The organism is Cognatiluteimonas sedimenti (assembly GCF_022808325.1).
Lineage (GTDB): Bacteria > Pseudomonadota > Gammaproteobacteria > Xanthomonadales > Xanthomonadaceae > Cognatiluteimonas > Cognatiluteimonas sedimenti.
This window is the reverse complement of record NZ_JALGCL010000005.1, coordinates 51,988-69,903: the sequence shown is the minus strand read 5'-3', so window position 1 is coordinate 69,903 and position 17,916 is coordinate 51,988. Positions and strand designations below refer to the sequence as shown.

Below are 17,916 nucleotides of genomic sequence, written 5' to 3'. Positions count from 1 at the left end.
GGTCGCGCAAGCTTATCGGCAGGCGCCGTGCGCTCCTACAATGGCGCATGGATCCCTCGTTTCCGCCGCCCTTCACGCCGCCGGCCGCGCTGCTGTCGCAGTTGCGCGGGCACGGGTACGCGGTGCTTGCCCCGGAGGCGGTCGCCGCGCTGTGCGCGGTCGACCTCGGGGGGCTGCAGGCGCTGGCGCCCTCTTGGGACGACCTGCCGCCAGACGAATACCTGCGCGATGGCGGCCGCTACCGCCATCGCCGGCATGCCTGCTACGTGCTGGCCGACGGCGCGGTCGCACCGGTACCGCACCGCGCGCACTGGCAGCCGGTCGAATACAACGCGCTGCACGGCGGCATGCATCGCTGGTTCGAGCCCGTGGCCCCCGCCACCGCCGCGGAACCGGCGTGGGAACGCCTGCTGGTCGCGCTTGGCGCCCTGTTCTCGCAGTTGCGCGACACCCCGCGGTGGCATGTCGAGGCGCACCAGTTCCGGATCGATACCGCCGACGGCATCGGCCGGCCGACGCCGGAAGGTGCGCATCGCGACGGCGTGGACTTCGTGGCGGTGTTCCTGGTCGCGCGCGACGGCATCAAGGGCGGCGAAACCCGGGTGTTCGAAGCCGACGGCGCCGCGGGCCTGCGCTTCACGCTGGCCCGGCCATGGTCGCTGTTGCTGCTCGACGACGCGCGCGTGATCCACGAGTCGACGCCCATCCAGCCGCAGGATCCCGCCGCGCCGGGACATCGCGACACGCTGGTGCTGACCTACCGCGCTTCGGGGTTCCAGGGCGAGGCCTGAGCGCAGGCTACAATCCCGGGTTCCCCACGGAGGAACCCCATGAAACTCGGAAGCCTCAAGGAAGGCGGGCGCGACGGAACCCTGGTCGTGGTTTCGCGCGACCTGGCGCAGGCGGTGCGCGCCACCGGTATCGCGCCGACGTTGCAGCGCGCGCTCGAGGACTGGTCGAACGCGGCCCCACGCCTGGCCGCACTGTCGGAAGCGCTCGACGCGGGCAGCGCCGACGGCGCCTTCGCGCTGGAGATGCAGGCGCTGGCGGCGCCGCTGCCGCGCGCCTACGAATTCGTCGACGGCAGCGCCTACCTGCCGCACGTGGCCCGGGTGCGGCGCGCGCGCGGCGCCGAGGTGCCCGAGAGCTTCTACACCGATCCGCTGATGTACCAGGCCACCAGCGCCGGCTTCAACGGCCCGCGCGATCCGGTGCGCGTCGTCGACGAGGCCTACGGCATCGACCTGGAGGCCGAGATCGTGGTGGTCAGCGACGACGTGGCGATGGCGGTGACCGCCGAGCAGTCGGCCGCGCACATCCAGCTCGTCGGCCTGGTCAACGACGTCTCGCTGCGCAACCTGATCCCCGACGAGCTGGCCAAGGGCTTCGGCTTCCTGCAATCCAAGCCGCGCTCGACGCTGTCGCCGGTGTTCGTGACCCCCGACGAACTCGGTGACGCGTGGCGCGGCAACAAGCTGCACCTGCCGCTGGTCACGCACGTCAACGGCGAATGGTTCGGCGCGCCGGAAGCCGGCGTCGACATGCAGTTCGATTTCGCGCAACTGCTGGCGCACGCGGCCAGGACGCGCCCGTTGTCGGCGGGCACCATCGTCGGCTCCGGGACCATCGCCAACGAGGACACCAGCCTGGGCGCCTCGTGCTTCGCCGAGAAGCGCACGGTGGAAACCCTGGCCACGGGCAAGCCGCAGACACCGTTCCTGTCGTTCGGCGACCTGGTCAGGATCGAGATGCTCGATGGCGAAGGCCGCAGCATCTTCGGTGCGATCGAACAGCGGATCGAACGCCAGCCGCTGCCCTGACGGCACCGGCGCGGCGTCCCGAGCGACCGGCGGTATTCCGTGCCGGCGCCGCGCACGCTAAGGTGGCCTGACCGCGGCCTGCCGCGGCACACCGCAGGGGGAGCGGCCGCGTGATGGATCGTCTGTGTCTGTATTCCTACTGGCGCTCCAGCGCCGCGTATCGCGTGCGCATCGGCCTGAACCTCAAGGGCCTGGCGTACGAAATCATGCCCGTGCACCTGCTGCGCGACGGCGGCGAGCAGCACTCGGAGAACTACCGGCTCGCCAACCCGCAGCAGCTGGTGCCGGTGCTGCAGCACGGCCAGCGCACCTTGCGGCAGTCGCTGGCGATCCTGGAATACCTGGACGAGATGTGGCCGGCGCCAGCGCTGCTGCCGGCGACCGCGCGCGACCGCCAGCGCGTCCGCGCGCTGGCGCAGGTGGTGGCGTGCGAGATCCATCCGCTCAACAACCTGCGCGTGCTGCAGTACTTCGAGCGCGACTGGGGGGTGCCGCAGGCCGAGCGCGACGTCTGGGTGCGGCACTGGATCTGCGACGGTTTCGCCGCATTCGAGGCGCTGCTGCAGGATCACCCCTCCACCGGCGCCTTCTGCGACGGCAACGTGCCGACGATCGCCGATTGCTGCCTGGTGCCGCAGGTGTACAACGCGCGCCGCTTCGGCATTGACCTGGCGGCTTATCCGACCATCGCCCGGATCGAGCAGGCCTGCCTGGCCTTGCCGGCGTTCGACGCCGCGCGGCCGGAGCGGCAGCCGGACGCGCCACAGCAGTCGCCCTGAGAGAAGGCGGTTGCCGCGGTGGCGGCGCGGCCCCGGATCGCTGCGCCGGCAGACGGCAGGGTGACCCGCGGCCGTAGCCGCGAATCCCGCCATCCGGCCGGGCGCGTCAGTGCTGGCTGCTGGCCCCGGCTTCGAACACGTCGGCGTAGGGGTCGTGCTCGCCGCTGCTGCCTTCGGACAGGCGGAACTTCAGCGCCAAGCCGTCGCGCGAGTCGGCCGCGCGCAGCGCTTCCTCCTTCTCGATCCGGCCTTCCTTGTGCAGGCGGAACAGGCACTGGTCGAAGGATTCCATCCCGGCCTCGAGCGATTCCTCCATCGCCTGCTTGATCTCGTGGATCTGCCCGCGGCGCAGCAGGTCGCGGATCATCGGCGTGTTGATCAGCACCTCGGCCGCGGGCAGCCGGCGGCCATCCGTGCCGATCACCAGGCGCTGGGAGACCACCGCCTTCAGGTTCAGCGCCAGGTTCATCAGGATGTTCTTGTGCGCCGACTCGTTGAAGAAATTGAGGATGCGCTCGATGGTCTGGTCGGCGTTGTTGGAGTGCAGCGTCGCAAGGCAGATGTGGCCGGTCTCGGCGAAGGCGATCGCGGCCTCCATCGTGGTCGCGTCGAGGATCTCGCCGATCAGGATCACGTCCGGCGCCTCGCGCATCGCGTTCTTCAGCGCGTTGTGGAAGGCATGGGTATCGATGCCGACCTCGCGCTGGTTGACGATCGACTTCTTGTGCTTGTGCAGGTACTCGATCGGGTCCTCGATGGTGAGGATGTGGCCGGAGGTGGTGGAGTTGCGGTAGTCGATCATCGACGCCAGCGTGGTCGACTTGCCCGAGCCGGTCGAGCCCACCAGCAGCACCAGCCCGCGTGGCGCCATGATGATTTCCTTGAGCACCTGGGGCAGCTGCAGCTCCTCGATCGAGGGGATCACGCTGCGGATCGCGCGGATCACCATGCCGACCTCGCCGCGCTGCTTGAACACGTTGACGCGGAAACGCCCGGAGTCCTGCAGCGCCAGCGCCATGTTCAGCTCCAGGTCGCGTTCGAACTGGGGCACCTGGCCCTCGTCCATCAACGAGTAGGCGATCTTCTTGACCATGCCCGCGGGCAGCCCGGTGTTGCCGAGCGGGTAGAGCTTGCCTTCGACCTTGATGTACACCGGCGCGCCGGTGGTCAGGAACATGTCGGAGGCGTTCTTCTCCACCATCAGCTTCAGGAAATAGCCGATATCCATTCACGGACCCTCGTAGACGACGCGCTATCGTTGCAGACAACGCGCAAGCTGGTGAAAAATGGCCGCGCGACGCCCCTTTCGCCACGGCAACCCCCTATGAACGCAAGCTTCGCACAAATCCGCTGCAGCCGGCAGGCACTGCGCCCGCTGCTGCTCACCGCGTTGCTGGCCGTGCTCGGTGGCTGTGCGAGCGTGCCGCCACCGACTGCCGAACTGACCAGCGCGCAACAGGCGGTGTCGCGCGCCACCGATGCCGATGCCGACCAGTACGCGCCGGATGTCGTCGCCACGGCCCGATCGGAGCTGGCGCTGGCGCAGGCGGCGATGGCCAAGGGCCGCCAGGGCGACGCCCGGACGCTGGCGCTCTCGGCCGCCGCGGCCGCCGAGCTGGCCTATGCGCAGAGCCACGCCGAAACGGTGCGCCAGGACTACCAGCAGCGCCGCGGCGAGATCGCCACCCTGCGCCAGCAACTGCAGATGGACGCGGACACCGAGGCCGGGATCGCCACGAGCGACGGCGGCGTGGAAGCCGGCGACCCGGCCATGCGCCTGCAGGCGCTCGACGCCGATCCGCAGCTGGCCGGGCTGGCCGCGTTCCAGCGGCTGCAGGCGCGGCAAGCGGTGGAGGCATTGGCCACGGTCCGCGGCAGCCAGCGCGCCAACGCGATGGTGCTGGCCGCGCGCCGGGTGTCCGTCGCCGAGTTGGCCGCACGCAGCGAGTTGTTGCAGCGAGAGGTCGATCGCCTGGACCGGACCCGCAGCGAACTGCTGGTCGAAGCCAGTCGTCGCGAAGCCGAACGCGCGCGCCAGGAAGCCGAGCGCCTGCGGGTGCAGGCGCAGATCCAGGCCGAGGAGGCGCAGCGCCTGCGTGCCGAGGCCGAAGCGGCAGCCATCGCCCGGCAGCAGGCCGAAGAGGTGATCATCGACGTCGGCGGCGAGCAGGCCGCCAAGCTCAAGGCCGCGCGCAAGCGCGAGGCCGAGTTGGCGCGCCAGGAAGCCGAACTGATGGCCGCGCAGAAGGCCGTCGAGGCGGGCAAGGGCGACGAGTCCGGCGACTAGCCCCGGATCCCTCCAGGCGGGGACCTGGAGGGCTGCCGCCGGTTTCCTCGAGGAACTCGCTTCTTTCGAAATAACGTAATTAAAACAATTACATATGTGAGCGTTTGCGCACTCCGGAACGGCCGTCCCGCCCCATGCCGCCGCCCGATCAAGCAGTTGCCGGCACGGGCTTGCCGGGCCCGGAACGGAGGAGTAGGGTCGAATACCCAGATGGTGCGATTTCCCCATGCAGCGTCTGGTCAATGAGCCATGCCCATGACCGATGCCTTTGATGACCGGGAGCATGCCGCCGCGAGCCAGGGGCCCGCGGACGCTCCCGAGGGAGGCGTCCTGATCGTGGAAGTGGTTCCCCCGGTTCCATCGCAACGCCCCGTGCCGACAGGCCGGGGCGTTCCCGTTTCTGGAACCGCACGCAGCAACCCGGCCGGCCGATAGCCACGGGGCACGACCGGTTCTACAGGGCGCCAAGGCAGAAGAAGGAGGATTCCATGTTCGAAGGGCAACCACAGGCGGAAGTCGAAGCACTGATGACACACCCCGAGTTCAAGCAGCTCTACCAGCGCCACAAGCAGCTCGACAAGCAGGTGCTGGATGCCGAACTCGGCGTGCTGGCGGTCGACGACACCACCCTGTCGCAGATGAAACGCGAGAAGCTCGCGGCCAAGGATCGCCTGACCCGGCTCTACGACGTGCTCCACCACTGACCGAGTCCCGACGCGGGCGGCGGCGGCCTTTCCTCGTCGGCCGCCGCCGCCCGCAGTCGTCTCCCATGCGGATCCCTCCGCAGCAGCCCGCACATCCATGTGCGGGGATTCAAGGGATAAACCCGGGGTGCCCCATATAATCCGGCGTCTACCGGGGAACTCCATGTCGATCCATCAATCCGTACTCGAACTGGTCGGCGACACGCCGATCGTCCAGGCGCAGCGCCTGGATACCGGCCTGTGCACCCTGTACCTGAAGCTCGAGAGCCAGAATCCGGGCGGTTCGATCAAGGACCGCATCGGCCTGTCGATGATCGAGGCCGCCGAGCAGCGCGGCGACATCAAGCCGGGCGACACCTTGGTCGAAGGCACCGCCGGCAACACCGGCATCGGCCTGGCGCTGGTCGCGCAGCAGAAGGGTTACAAGCTGATCCTGGTCGTGCCCGACAAGATGAGCCGCGAGAAGATCTTCAACCTCAAGGCGATGGGCGCCCAGGTGGTGTTGACCCGCAGCGACGTCGCCAAGGGCCACCCCGACTATTACCAGGACCTGGCCGAGCGGCTGGCGCGCGAAACGCCCGGTGCCTACTTCATCAACCAGTTCGGCAATCCCGACAATCCGGCCGCGCACGAATTCGGCACCGGCCCGGAGATCCTGCGGCAGATGCAGGGGGGGCTGGACGCGATCGTGTTCGGCTGCGGCAGCTCCGGCACGATGACCGGGCTGTCGCGCTGCTTCGCCACGCACTCGCCGGGCACCGAGCTGATCCTCGCCGACCCGGTCGGCTCGATCCTGGAGGACTACATCAACCGCGGCGAGATCGTGGAGAAGTCCGCGAGCTGGATGGTCGAGGGCATCGGCGAGGATTTCCTGCCGCCGATCTCGGACTTCAGCCGCGTGCACAAGGCCTACGCGATCAGCGACAAGGAGAGCTTCCTCACCGCCCGGGAACTGCTGGCGAAGGAAGGGATCCTCGGCGGCTCCTCGACCGGCACCCTGCTGGCCGCGGCGCTGAAGTACTGCCGCGAGCAAACCACGCCGAAGAAGGTACTGGTGTTCGTCTGCGATACCGGCAACAAGTACCTGTCGAAGATGTACAACGACTACTGGATGCTGGACAACGGCTTCCTCGAGCGCGAGCCGACCGGCGACCTGCGCGACCTGATCCTGCGCCCGTTCTCGCAGCGCGACACGGTCGTGGTCGGTCCCGGGGATCTGCTGGTCACCGCCTGGCAGCGGATGAAGCTGTACGACGTCTCGCAGCTGCCGGTGATGGACGGCGAGGAGCTGGTCGGCATCGTCGACGAGTCCGACGTGCTGCTGCACGTGTACGGCGACGAGGCGCGCTTCCGTGACCCGGTGTCCACCGCGATGGTCAGCAAGCTCGACCGGCTCGACGTAAAGTCGCCGATCGAGGCGCTGCTGCCGGTGTTCGACCGGGGCCACGTCGCCATCGTCACCGACGCCGGCAGGTTCCTCGGCCTGATCACCCGGATCGACCTGCTGAACTACCTGCGGCGGCGGGTGCAGTAGGCCGGGGGTCCAGGGCCCCGATGCTAGAATTCCCGCCTCGATCCAGGTGTAGAGCCATGAACGACAAACACGGCGGCGCGTCCACCGACGCGGCGCGATGGGGCCTCGGCACCCGCGCCATCCACGGCGGCCAGGCGCCGGACCCGAGCACCGGCGCGGTCATGGTGCCGATCTACGCCACGAGTACCTATGCCCAGTCCAGCCCGGGCGTGCACCAGGGCTTCGAGTATTCGCGCAGCCACAACCCGACCCGCTTCGCCTGGGAGCGCTGTGTCGCCTCGCTGGAAGGCGGCAGCCGCGGTTACGCGTTCGCTTCCGGGTTGGCGGCGACCTCGACCATCCTCGAGCTGCTCGACAGCGGCGACCACGTCGTCGCCATGGACGACCTCTACGGCGGCAGCTATCGGCTGTTCGAGCGCGTGCGCCGACGCAGCGCCGGCCTCGACTTCAGTTTCGTCGACCTGACCGATCCGGCCAGGTTCGAGGCCGCGATCACGCCGAAGACGAAGCTGGTCTGGGTCGAGACCCCGACCAACCCGCTGCTGAAGATCGTCGACCTCGCCGCGATCTCCGCGATCGCGCGCATGCACGGCCTGCGCATGGTCGTCGACAACACGTTCGCGTCGCCGGCTCTGCAACGCCCGCTCGAGCACGGCGCGGACCTGGTGATGCATTCGGCGACCAAGTACCTCAACGGCCACTCGGACATGGTCGGCGGCATGGTCGTGGTCGGCGACGACGCCGACCTGGCCGAGCAGCTCGCGTTCCTGCAGAACTCGATCGGCGCGGTGCAGGGCCCGTTCGACAGCTTCCTCGGACTGCGCGGTGCCAAGACCCTGCACCTGCGCATGAAGGCGCACTGCGACAATGCGCAGGCACTGGCCGAATACCTGGAAACGCACCCGGCGATTTCAAAAGTGATCTACCCGGGGCTCGCATCGCACCCACACCACGCGCTGGCGAAGCGGCAGATGGATGGTTCCGGCGGCATGCTCTCGATCTGCCTCAAGGGCGGCTTCGAGGCGGCGAAGCGCTTCTGCGAACGCACCGAGCTGTTCACCCTGGCCGAATCGCTGGGCGGCGTGGAAAGCCTGGTCAACCACCCGGCGGTGATGACGCATGCGTCGGTGCCGCCGCAGCGGCGCGCCGAGCTGGGCATCGGCGACGACCTGGTGCGGTTGAGCGTCGGCATCGAATCCCTGCAGGACCTGCGCGCGGACCTCGACGCCGCACTGGCCGGTTGATGGCCGCGGCGGAAGGGACGCCGGCGACGCGACCGGACTCGATGGCAGGATCGGCGACACGGCCATGAAAGACATCCGACCCATTTTCATCATCGGTGCCCCGCGTTCGGGCACCTCGGTCACGACCTGGGCGCTGGGCCAGCATCCGAACATCCAGCCGATGCCCGAGACCGCCTGGATCGCCAGCATGGCCGTCGGCGCCTACCTGTCGCACGGGAAGGGGTCCGAACGCGGCCGTTTCTCGCACCTGTCGAACGTGGAGTTCCCGTTGCCGTCGTTCATGGCGCGGATCGGTGAAGCGGTCGACGCGGTGGTCCAGGATGCGTTCGCGGAACGGTGCCTGCGTTTCTACGGCGATGCGGTGCGCAACCCGGGCTGGCGCCTGCCGGCGAACCGGCAGGACGCGCCGATGCAGATCAAGCGCGCCGCGAGCGACCCCAAGCAGCGCTGGATCGATGGCACGCCACTCAACAGCTTCTACACCTGGGCGCTGGCCGAGATGTTTCCGCAGGCAGTCTTCATCCACAACCTGCGACGCCCGCACGAAGTCGCCACGTCGCTGGAATCCTTCGACAAGGTCGGCGCCGCCCCACAGGCGCTCGAGCAAGGCCTGGAGACGTGGATCGCGCACACCGAGAACGCGTGGTACGCCGAACGGGGCCTCGGCAGCCGGCGGGTTTTCCGGCTGCGCTTCAATCGCATCGCCGAGGAACCCGAGCAGCTGTTCCGCGAGGTCAGTGACTTCCTGGGCGAGGAGTTCTCGCCCGATTGCCTGCTGCCGCTGCGCAACAAGGTGAACTCGTCGCAGGTCGAGGACAAGCGCGGCAAGAACCTCGAGCTGCTGCGGGAAAACGTCGTGTTCCGCCGCGCCCAGGAGGTCTACGACATCGTCGACCGCCAGCCGGGCAGCGACGCTGCGGATGAGCTCTCGCTGCAGGTGGTGCGACAGCGGTTCCTGGATCATTGCCATGACCGCGCGCTGATCTGAGCCGCCCCGGAGATCCGCTTGGACCGCATCGCGCTACTGATCCTGGGCATGCATCGCGCCGGCACCTCCGCGCTGGCGCGCGTGTGCTCGCTGCGCGGCGCCGACCTGCCGCGCGACGTGCTGCCGGCGAACGAGGGCAACGAATCCGGTTACTGGGAGCCGCGCGGCGTGGTCGAGCTGAACGACCGCATCCTCGACTATTTCGACCTGGCCTGGGACGACCCGTTCGCGGCGTTGCGATTGCCGCCCCCGGGGTCCATCCCCGCCGGCTTCCACGCCGAAGCAAGGCAGGTGATCGAGTGCGAATACGGCGACTCGCGCCTGTTCGTGCTCAAGGATCCGCGCTGTACCCTGCTGCGCGCGTTCTGGACCGACGTGTTGCGGTCGTTGGGCGCGAGGGCCTGTCCGGTCGTGATGATGCGCCCCGGCGACGAGGTGATCGATTCGCTGGTGCGCCGCGACCACACCAGCGCCACCAGCGCGGCCCTGCTGTATGTCGGCTATGGGCTGGCGGCCGCGGAAGCGGCCGACCACGGCGCTTGCTTCGTGACCTACCGGCAGTTGCTCGCCGATTGGCGTGGCTGCACGGAGCGGATTGCCGTCGAGCAGGGATTCTCCTGGCCCGCAATCGGCGCGGATGCCGGCGCGCGGATCGACGCCTACCTGCAGCCGTCCTCGCGCATCGTCGAGCCCCCCGGGTTGCCTGCCTTGGTCGCTGCTTGGATGGAGGCCGTCTGGGGCTGGTGCCGGGACCGGGCTGCTGGCCGCACGGTTGCGGATGCCGAGTTGCTCGCGCCGAGATCCGGCTTGGCCTCGCTGTCTGATATCGGCGCACCGTTGCTTCGCGACAGGGTGCGGCGCCTCCGCGAGACCAGGGAGTCGGCCCTGGCGGAGCGCGATGCCCTGTTGCGGATTTACCGGGAGACAGACTCCCTGCTGCACGAAACCCGGCTGACATACGAAGCACGGCTGGCGGATGCCGATGCAGAGCTGCGCCGGACGCAGGCAGATTACCGGCGGCGGGACCAGGAAAACACCGCGGCGCGAAGGGCGCTTGCAACGGCCTATCGCGAGTCCGATGAGCTGCGCCGCGCGTTGGCGACCATCCTGCGCAGCCGCAGCTGGAGAGTCACCAGGCCATTGCGAGCCGCAATGCGGCGCTTGAATGGCCAGCAGTCCGGGGATCCCGACCTGTTGCGATTGTCGGCCACGCCCGCTTCAAGCCTGGATGCAGGCGCAGCGGGCGCCATCGCAGGCGGCGAATTCGCCGCCGCCGCTCCAGCCGGCACCCCGTTCCGCTCCCACGCAGGCCTCCGCGATTTCCTGGTGGCGGAGTTCGGCGAAACCGATGCCACCGACGTGGTGCTCAGGATCGAGCGCTTCGGCCTGCCGGTCCCCGGGACGCAGGCGCGGGCAGCCAGGGACTTCACGTGCACGGAGGAGGAAGCGCTTGCATGGGCCCGCGAGATCGCCGGTCGCGCGAAGCAGCGCCCGCAACTGGAGTCAGGGTCGGACGTGTCGATCGTGATCCCGGTCTTCAACCAGTTGCCGTTCACCCTGGCCTGCATCGACGCGCTGCTCGCGCACGAGACGCGCTTCAGTTTCGAGATCCTCGTGGGCGACGACGCTTCCACCGATGCCACCGCGGCCGCATTGGCCACGCCGATTCCCGGTGTGCGCCATGTCCGCCATGGCCGCAACCTCGGCTTCGTCCGCAACTGCAACGAGACCGCGCGCCACGCGCGCGGACGCTACGTCCTGTTCCTCAACAACGACACGCTGGTGCTGCCGCGCTGGCTGGACGAACTGGTCGCGACACTGGAATCGGAGCCGGGCATCGGTTTGGCCGGCTCGAAGCTGGTCTATCCCGATGGTCGCCTGCAGGAATGCGGCGCGATCGTCTGGCGCGACGGATCGGCCTGGAACCTGGGACGTCTGGATGATCCCCGACGCCCCGAATACAGCTACCTGCGCGACGTCGATTATGTTTCCGGTGCGTCGATCATCCTGCGCCGGGAGTCGTGGATCGAACTGGGCGGCTTCGACGAGTTGTTCGTTCCCGCCTACGCCGAGGACGCGGACCTCGCGTTCCGGGTGCGTGCGGCGGGCTTGCGGACCGTGGTCCAGCCGTTGTCGCAACTGCTGCATTTCGAAGGCATCAGCTCCGGCACTGACCTGGGTTCCGGGGCGAAGGCCTACCAGGTGGAGAACCTGCGCAAGCTGCACGAGCGATGGAAACACGTGCTGGCCACGCACCGCCCCAATGCCGAGAGGCCCGAACTGGAGAAGGAGCGGGCGGTAACCCGCAGGGTGCTGTTCGTGGACCATTGCACGCCGACGCCGGACGAGGATGCCGGGTCCCTTGTGGCGTTCGAGGTGATGAAGGCCTTCCTCGGGCAGGGCTACAAGGTGACATTCATCCCCGAAGACAACTTCGCGAATGTCGGCGCGGCCACGCGCAACTTGCAGCGGATCGGGATCGAGGCGATCTATCATCCCGCCTACCCGGGAATGGCGGCCTTCCTGGCTGCGCGAAACGATCAATTCGACACGGTTTTCCTGCACCGGTTCGGGGTTGGCGATGCGCACATCGATGTGCTGCGGCGGAAGTACCCGGCTGCAAGGATCATCTTCCTCAATGCGGATATGCATTATCTCCGCGAAATGCGCGAGGCCGAATTGACGGGTGACGGTGCGGCGACCGCGAACGCACTGCGCACCAAGGAAAGGGAGTTGCGCGTCATCTCCAAGGCGGACGTCGCGCTTGTCCACTCGGCATTCGAACACGAATTGCTGCGGAAAGAATTGCCCGGGACCGAGATTGCCCTGTTCCCGTTGATCCAGGATCCCTTGGACGCCCCGCCGGGCCTGCACGGCAGGGATGGCGTGTGCTTCGTCGGTGGGTTCCGTCATCCGCCCAATGCCGACGGCATCATCTGGTTCGTCGATGCGGTATGGCCCCTGGTCCTGGCATCCGTGCCAAGTGCCCGACTGCACATCGCCGGGAGCCATGTTTCGCCAGAAGTCATGGAGCTATCCAGCCGCGAGGGCGTGGAGGTCGTCGGTTTCGTGGATGATCTCGAGGCCTTCCTCGGTCGCCATCGCATCACTGTCGCACCGTTGCGCTACGGTGCAGGTGCCAAGGGCAAGGTGGCTGGCAGCCTCGCTCACGGCGTGCCGACGGTCTGCACGCCGATCGCGGCGGAAGGCATGCAGCTGACGCCCGGAAGCGATGTGCTTGTAGGTGCCGCCGCCGGGGAATTCGCTGCGCACGTGATCGCCCTGCTCGAAGATGACGGCTTATGGCAGCGCCTTTCCCTGGCTGGCCTGGCCTATGCGCGTAATGTCACTTCCAGGGAGCGCGCCAACGAGCGCATGCGCGCGCTGCTGTCCGAGCCCCGGCCGCGCGGAGCCTGATCAACGCGGTGGAACCGTGATGCTGGCGACGGAAGTCGACCCCGCGACGTCATAGATGTCGAAGACCAGCCCGGCGTGGGCCCACGCGGGCAGGCGCCACGCACCCTGCGCGGAGATGTTGCGAATGGCCTTGATCGGGCCGTGCTCCGGCAGCACGCGCAGTTCCAGGGCTTGGGCCGCGGTTTCTAGGTTCCAGGCCAACTGCATGTCCGTACCACCAGCCGGCGCCACCCACATCCCGGACCGGCCCGAGATCAACTCGCGCAATCCCCGTGGCAGCATGCGCCGCGCCACTTCGGTTTCATACGCATCAAGGACTTCCATTCCGCCGGTCATGCGTATTCGGCCCTGCTCCAGCCACAGCGCCTTGTTCGCGATGCGGCGCAGCAGCGTCGTGCTGTGCGAGGCGAGGACGATGATGGTTGATGCGTGGAGGAAATCGTTCATCCGATCGATGATCTTTTCCTGGAAGCCGGCGTCGCCAGCGCCAATCCATTCATCCATGACCAGGATGTCGTTCGAGAAAGCCGTGGTCGCGGCGAATGCCAGCCGCATCGCCATGCCCTGGGAATAGGTATGGAGGGGCATGTCGAGGTACGGTCCGAGACCGGTGAACTCGGCAATTTCGGGCAGCGCCGCCTCGATCTGGCGCCGTGAACGCCCCGCAATCAGCCCCTTTAGAACAAGGTTGCGGTATCCAGTCGCTTCCTGGCGCAATCCAAGCGACATGTTGAATATTCCGGATACCTTGCCGTCGCTTTCGATCCTGCCATGCGTCGGGTGGTAGATCCCGGCAAGGGCCCGCAACAAGGTGGACTTGCCGGACCCGTTATGGCCGATGAGCGCGAGTCTGTCGCCGTGCCCGAGGTGCAGTGAGACATCGGCGAGCGCGCGGACGAATGACTTGCCGCGTTCCTGGTGTATCTGGCCCCCTAGCGGTGAGTCGTCGGAATTGGAGGCCAGGCTCGAGTGCGAGCCGGACGACAGCGGAAAGTCGATCGTGATGTCGCGGGCTCGAAGATACATGTTCAGACCCAGTGCGCCACGCGCCGTCGGGTCGAGGCATACACGAACACCGCGAGCACCAGCCCGACGACGTTGATCGCGAGCACCACGAGCCAGCTTTCGGACGGGATCCGATCGTAGATCAGCGGCTCCCTAATGATCGCGATGTAGTGCGATATGGGGTTCAGTCGCGCAATCATGGCCAGCTTTCCGCTGTCGGCCGGCATCCACAGGATCGGCGTGGCAAAGAACACCAGCCGCAGTCCGGTCTGGATTGCATGGTAAACGTCACGGTACCGCGTGCAGACTGGCGCGAGGATCGCAGCCAGCCACACCGAAGTCACGACGTAGCAGAGGAGTGCGGGAAGCACGCTCCATGCGCGCATGCTCCAGCCAGTGGGTTTCCAATAAAGGGCGACAGCCATGACGAGCATGGTGAGCGCAAAAACCATCCAGTTCCGCAGGACGGCCTGCAGCAGGAAGACGGGATACGGGATCGCCGTGGCAAGTATCCATGGGCGTGCATGCATGTAGGCGGTACAGGCGTCCACGACCATCGAGTTGACATAGGCCCACAAACCGAAGCCTATGGTGACGAAGATCCCGAATTCCGCCGTGGACGCGCTGCTCAGCTGGCCGAAGATCAGCACCTTGACCATGACGAAGAGCGCAAACGAAGCCACGATCCAGACCAGGCCCAGCGCCGTGCGCCGGTAGCGGTCATGCAGGTCTTCCAGGGCAAGGTTTGCCCACAACGAAGCCATGCGCACGGACTTGGCCCAGTCCGTGAACGCGGTCCTCAGCAGGTCCATTTCAAGCGAACTCGCTGCGATGCCCGCTTCGACACGCAGGCATCGATCGTGGCAACCGCGATGAGTTGCGGTTTCAGCACTGCTTTCCGGCAATGGCGAGCTTCCCCACCTCGGCCTTCGAGTCCTTGTCGCGCAGCAGGAAGGTCGATCCGGCCTTCAGCCAGCGCCCCGTCGTCTTGCGCCCGACCGGACCTCCCTGGCCGATGCGGCGTTCCTTCCCGGCCTTGTCCAGCAGGACGACCGTCACGCCCTTCGCGTTGCCTTCGATATTCCAGAACAGGGTCGCCTGCTGCCGGGTGGCATCGGTGCAAAAGGCGTCAGGTTCGGACCAGAAGCCGGACCGGCCACTGGCCCTGATCTGGTCGATTTCTTGCGCGGTGACTGGCTTGCGCTGTTGCCGGGCGGGCGCTTGTTGCGCGGTATCCGCGGCAGATGCAGTGCTGGCCACGGGTGCTCGCGCCTCCTCGGTGACGGGGGCGGGATCCTGCTTGCTGCACGCACACAGTGCGGCGGCCAGGCAGGCGCCGATCAACAGGCTGTTCCTCATTTGGAGCGCTCCAGGTGCAAGAATTCTGACGGGGGCGGCATATTATCATTGGCCGCTAGTGTCCATGCATTGCGGCCTGCCGTCGTTTTCCGTGGCTCGTGGGGCCATCCAATCCACCCGGGAGCGCCCTGATGCGCGACAGTTTCGCGGTACGCAGGATCCTGCTTCTGGCAGTGCTGGCGCTGATGGGGCTGAATGCTTTCCTGTTCGCCGCCCGGTCGGCCAACCCCCTGGTCGTCGCCGATGGCTGGAACGCGGTGGATACGGTGGTGCGGCCAGCGGCAACCGGCGAATTCCATGCCAGCGACCTGTTCCTGAAGCGTGCCGCGAACGACCATTCGCAACCCCTTCGCAAGCTGGTCCTGCTGTTCCACTATCGCTATTTCGACTTGGACTTCTCGATCGAGAGCGTGATCGGGCTGCTCTTCGCGTGCCTCAACCTGGCATTGCTCTGGCATTTTGCGTTTCCAAACCTCGGTCCACTTGAAGGTGTTCCAGAATCCGTACCGGGGCTTGTTCCACAACTTGGGTTTGCGGCGCTCGCGGCGGTATATCTGTCACCCAACGCGACGGTGGTTCTCTCCTGGCCACTGCTGACGCTCAACTACACCAGCCATGCATTCATGCTGGTTTTCCTGTGGGCGGCTTGGCGCGCGCTCAGTTCCGGGGGGCGCCTGCCCCTGTCAATCGCATTCGCCGCGGCCCTGGCGATGGACGTGGTTACCGACGACACGGGCCTGGTCACCACCATCGCCGCGACCCTCGCCGCTGCCGTCCATGCATGGCGCCAACGGACTTGGCAGCGAACGGTGCAGGTCGTTGCGATCGTCTTGGCCGCCTACGCTGTCTACGCCTTGGGATACCGATTGCTGATACCGGCGCCGGAGCATGTCGTGACGGGCGGGGCCGCCCGCGGGCTTGGCTTGTTGCTGGCGCAAGTCCCCCAGGCATGGAAATGGGCGGTCATTCCCTTGTCATCGTCGGTCGCACACCGCAGCCACTCACAAGCATGGTTCGGTGCCGGGGCGGATGAAGTCCAGATATTGCTGGCGGTCGCTGTCGCGCTCGCCCATGCCTGGTTCTGGTGGCGGGCATTCGCGGCACCGCGTTCTTCCCTGGCGTCTTTCACCGGGGTCGCGATGATGCTGGTGTTCTACGGGTTGCTGGCGGGAATCATCCTCACCCGCGTAGGCGCGCGTGGCGGCAGCGACTACCTGTGGCAGCCGCGCTACGTGATGATCTACCAATGGAACCTGCTCGCACTGCTGCTGATGGGCATTGACCAGGTGCAGGCATCGAGGGGCCAGGCGGTCCGCAACGCGACCGTGCAAGCAGGCACGACCATCCTGGGCGTCGCCGCAGCGGGTTTGCTGGTGTTGCAGATTCCATTTGCCGTGTCCGCCTGGGGCAGCCTGAGGTTCATGAGCGCTTACCAGCAACGAATGGCGTTCCAGATCGGCGCGATGGCCGCGCAGCCCGCTCTCGTCCCCGAAAAATGCATGCCCCAAATCGTGATCTGCCGCTATACACCGGCACGTCGCGCACGGTTGCTGCAATTCATGCGTGTGCACCGGCTGAACCTGTTTTCGCCATCCTTCCAGGCACGTAACCGCCTGTATCCGGATATGGGAACCCTCAGCGGACTGGCGCCGCCAGGGACGCATCCGCCGCGGCCAGCACTTCGTCCAGGTGCTCTTCCAGGCCAGCCCATAAAGGCAGCCGTACCAGCCGTTCACTGACCGTGTCCGTGACGGGCAGGTCCCCCGAGGCGCGCCCGTAGCGGCGCCCCGCAGGGGACGAGTGCAATGGAATGTAATGGAAGACCGCGCCGACCTGGCGCTGGCGGAGGCCATCGATGAACCCGGTGCGTGCGTCGAGAGACGGAAGCAGCAGGTAGTACATGTGCGCGTTGTGCGTGCAGTCGGCAGGAATGATCGGGCGGCGCGCCAGGCCTGCGGATTCCAGGCGTTCCGCCCATGCATGGTAGCGCTGCCAGAGGTCAAGCCGGCGCTGGGTGATCTTCTCGGCTTCCTCGAATTGTGCAGCCAGGAATGCCGCAATGATTTCGCCGGGAAGATAGGAAGAGCCGACATCGACCCATGTGTACTTGTCGACCTGGCCGCGGAAGAACTTGCTGCGGTTGGTGCCCTTCTCGCGGATTATCTCGGCACGCTCGATATATGCATCATCGTTGACCAGGAGCGCACCGCCTTCGCCGGAAATGACGTTCTTGGTCTCGTGGAAGCTGAGCGCGCCAAGCCCCCCGATGCTTCCCAGCGGGCGGCCCTTGTAGGTGGAGAAGATTCCCTGCGCTGCGTCCTCGATGACGGCGAGGCCGTGCCGTGCGGCAATCGCGAGGATCGAATCCATCTCGCATCCGACGCCGGCGTAATGGACCACGCATATCGCCTTGGTGCGCGGCGTGATCGCGGCCTCGATCAGTGATTCGTCGATGTTGAGCGTGTCCGGGCGGATGTCCACGAATACCGGAACCGCGCCGCGCAACACGAACGCGTTCGCGGTGGATACGAACGTGAACGACGGCATGATCACTTCGTCGCCTGGCTTCAGGTCCAGGAGCAACGCGGACATCTCCAGTGCCGCAGTGCACGAGTGCGTCAACAGGGCTTTCCGGCACCCGGTCTGTGCCTCCAGCCACTGGTGGCAGAGCCTGGTGAAGGACCCGTCCCCGGAGAGGTGGCCATTGGCGTGCGCCTGGCTGATCAGCCACAACTCGCGACCGGTCATGTAGGGTTGATTGAACTTGATCATGGCGCGT

The 17,916-nt window shown here is 66.9% G+C and carries 15 protein-coding genes; 10 read left to right on the top strand and 5 right to left on the bottom strand.

The features are described from left to right. Positions 1–47: 47 nt before the first annotated feature. The 3 genes from MQC88_RS12220 (at position 48) to maiA (ending at position 2,599) form a co-directional block, all read left to right on the top strand. Entirely contained in the window at positions 48–791 is a 744-nt protein-coding gene (locus MQC88_RS12220; protein WP_243322480.1) for a 2OG-Fe dioxygenase family protein, read from the top strand. Positions 792–830: 39 nt separating this feature from the next. Beyond that, a complete protein-coding gene (locus MQC88_RS12215) occupies positions 831–1,820 on the top strand; it encodes a fumarylacetoacetate hydrolase family protein (protein ID WP_243322478.1) in 990 nt (329 codons plus the stop codon). 113 nt (positions 1,821–1,933) lie between these two features. Then, positions 1,934–2,599 (top strand): maleylacetoacetate isomerase, encoded by a 666-nt coding sequence (gene maiA, locus MQC88_RS12210; RefSeq protein WP_243322475.1) that lies wholly within the window; start codon positions 1,934–1,936, stop codon positions 2,597–2,599. A 106-nt stretch (positions 2,600–2,705) separates the two neighbouring features. On the opposite strand, the gene MQC88_RS12205 is transcribed toward maiA, so the two are convergent. Beyond that, a complete protein-coding gene (locus MQC88_RS12205) occupies positions 2,706–3,827 on the bottom strand; it encodes a PilT/PilU family type 4a pilus ATPase (RefSeq protein ID WP_243322473.1) in 1,122 nt (373 codons plus the stop codon). Between the two features lie 96 nt (positions 3,828–3,923). Between MQC88_RS12205 and MQC88_RS12200 the strand changes: the two genes are divergently transcribed. From MQC88_RS12200 to MQC88_RS12175, 6 genes are all read left to right on the top strand, one after another. Further along, positions 3,924–4,886: a DUF4398 domain-containing protein gene (locus MQC88_RS12200; protein ID WP_243322471.1), complete on the top strand. Its 963-nt coding sequence runs from the start codon at positions 3,924–3,926 to the stop codon at positions 4,884–4,886. A 488-nt stretch (positions 4,887–5,374) separates the two neighbouring features. Beyond that, positions 5,375–5,590 carry an HP1242/YdcH family protein gene (locus tag MQC88_RS12195; RefSeq protein ID WP_243322470.1) on the top strand — a complete coding sequence of 72 codons (216 nt, stop codon included), beginning with the start codon at positions 5,375–5,377 and terminating at the stop codon, positions 5,588–5,590. Positions 5,591–5,753: 163 nt separating this feature from the next. After that, positions 5,754–7,124, top strand: a complete 1,371-nt coding sequence (locus MQC88_RS12190; RefSeq protein WP_243322469.1) for a pyridoxal-phosphate dependent enzyme — start codon at positions 5,754–5,756, stop codon at positions 7,122–7,124. Positions 7,125–7,180: 56 nt separating this feature from the next. Next, the gene (locus tag MQC88_RS12185; RefSeq protein ID WP_243322467.1) at positions 7,181–8,368 is read left to right on the top strand and encodes a cystathionine gamma-synthase; all 1,188 of its coding nucleotides are present in this window, start codon (positions 7,181–7,183) and stop codon (positions 8,366–8,368) included. A gap of 64 nt (positions 8,369–8,432) precedes the next feature. Then, positions 8,433–9,356, top strand: a complete 924-nt coding sequence (locus tag MQC88_RS12180) for a sulfotransferase family protein (RefSeq protein WP_243322465.1) — start codon at positions 8,433–8,435, stop codon at positions 9,354–9,356. An 18-nt stretch (positions 9,357–9,374) separates the two neighbouring features. After that, the gene (locus MQC88_RS12175) at positions 9,375–12,773 is read left to right on the top strand and encodes a glycosyltransferase (RefSeq protein ID WP_243322463.1); all 3,399 of its coding nucleotides are present in this window, start codon (positions 9,375–9,377) and stop codon (positions 12,771–12,773) included. Here MQC88_RS12175 and MQC88_RS12170 read toward each other — a convergent pair whose 3' ends face one another. The 3 genes from MQC88_RS12170 to MQC88_RS12160 form a co-directional block, all read right to left on the bottom strand. Then, the gene (locus tag MQC88_RS12170; RefSeq protein WP_243322461.1) at positions 12,774–13,799 is read right to left on the bottom strand and encodes an ABC transporter ATP-binding protein; all 1,026 of its coding nucleotides are present in this window, start codon (positions 13,797–13,799) and stop codon (positions 12,774–12,776) included. It lies immediately after the preceding gene. A 2-nt stretch (positions 13,800–13,801) separates the two neighbouring features. After that, positions 13,802–14,590: an ABC transporter permease gene (locus MQC88_RS12165; RefSeq protein WP_243322459.1), complete on the bottom strand. Its 789-nt coding sequence runs from the start codon at positions 14,588–14,590 to the stop codon at positions 13,802–13,804. Between the two features lie 73 nt (positions 14,591–14,663). Beyond that, positions 14,664–15,137 (bottom strand): hypothetical protein, encoded by a 474-nt coding sequence (locus MQC88_RS12160; protein WP_243322456.1) that lies wholly within the window; start codon positions 15,135–15,137, stop codon positions 14,664–14,666. Positions 15,138–15,268: 131 nt separating this feature from the next. On the opposite strand from MQC88_RS12160, the gene MQC88_RS12155 reads away from it, so the two are divergent. Further along, a complete protein-coding gene (locus MQC88_RS12155; RefSeq protein ID WP_243322454.1) occupies positions 15,269–16,876 on the top strand; it encodes a hypothetical protein in 1,608 nt (535 codons plus the stop codon). Here MQC88_RS12155 and rffA read toward each other — a convergent pair. Further along, complete coding sequence (rffA, locus tag MQC88_RS12150; RefSeq protein WP_243322452.1) at positions 16,773–17,909, bottom strand: dTDP-4-amino-4,6-dideoxygalactose transaminase; 1,137 nt, start codon at positions 17,907–17,909, stop codon at positions 16,773–16,775. The genes MQC88_RS12155 and rffA overlap by 104 nt on opposite strands. Between the last annotated feature and the right edge of the window lie 7 nt (positions 17,910–17,916).

Coding starts and splice junctions, on each gene's coding strand:
- MQC88_RS12205 (WP_243322473.1), bottom strand. CDS start 3,827: ATGGATATCGGCTATTTCCTGAAGCTGATGGTGGAGAAGAACGCCTCC.
- MQC88_RS12185 (WP_243322467.1), top strand. CDS start 7,181: ATGAACGACAAACACGGCGGCGCGTCCACCGACGCGGCGCGATGGGGC.
- MQC88_RS12160 (WP_243322456.1), bottom strand. CDS start 15,137: ATGAGGAACAGCCTGTTGATCGGCGCCTGCCTGGCCGCCGCACTGTGT.
- MQC88_RS12190 (WP_243322469.1), top strand. CDS start 5,754: ATGTCGATCCATCAATCCGTACTCGAACTGGTCGGCGACACGCCGATC.
- MQC88_RS12165 (WP_243322459.1), bottom strand. CDS start 14,590: ATGGACCTGCTGAGGACCGCGTTCACGGACTGGGCCAAGTCCGTGCGC.
- MQC88_RS12220 (WP_243322480.1), top strand. CDS start 48: ATGGATCCCTCGTTTCCGCCGCCCTTCACGCCGCCGGCCGCGCTGCTG.
- MQC88_RS12180 (WP_243322465.1), top strand. CDS start 8,433: ATGAAAGACATCCGACCCATTTTCATCATCGGTGCCCCGCGTTCGGGC.
- MQC88_RS12155 (WP_243322454.1), top strand. CDS start 15,269: ATGCGCGACAGTTTCGCGGTACGCAGGATCCTGCTTCTGGCAGTGCTG.
- maiA (WP_243322475.1), top strand. CDS start 1,934: ATGGATCGTCTGTGTCTGTATTCCTACTGGCGCTCCAGCGCCGCGTAT.
- rffA (WP_243322452.1), bottom strand. CDS start 17,909: ATGATCAAGTTCAATCAACCCTACATGACCGGTCGCGAGTTGTGGCTG.
- MQC88_RS12200 (WP_243322471.1), top strand. CDS start 3,924: ATGAACGCAAGCTTCGCACAAATCCGCTGCAGCCGGCAGGCACTGCGC.
- MQC88_RS12195 (WP_243322470.1), top strand. CDS start 5,375: ATGTTCGAAGGGCAACCACAGGCGGAAGTCGAAGCACTGATGACACAC.
- MQC88_RS12170 (WP_243322461.1), bottom strand. CDS start 13,799: ATGTATCTTCGAGCCCGCGACATCACGATCGACTTTCCGCTGTCGTCC.
- MQC88_RS12215 (WP_243322478.1), top strand. CDS start 831: ATGAAACTCGGAAGCCTCAAGGAAGGCGGGCGCGACGGAACCCTGGTC.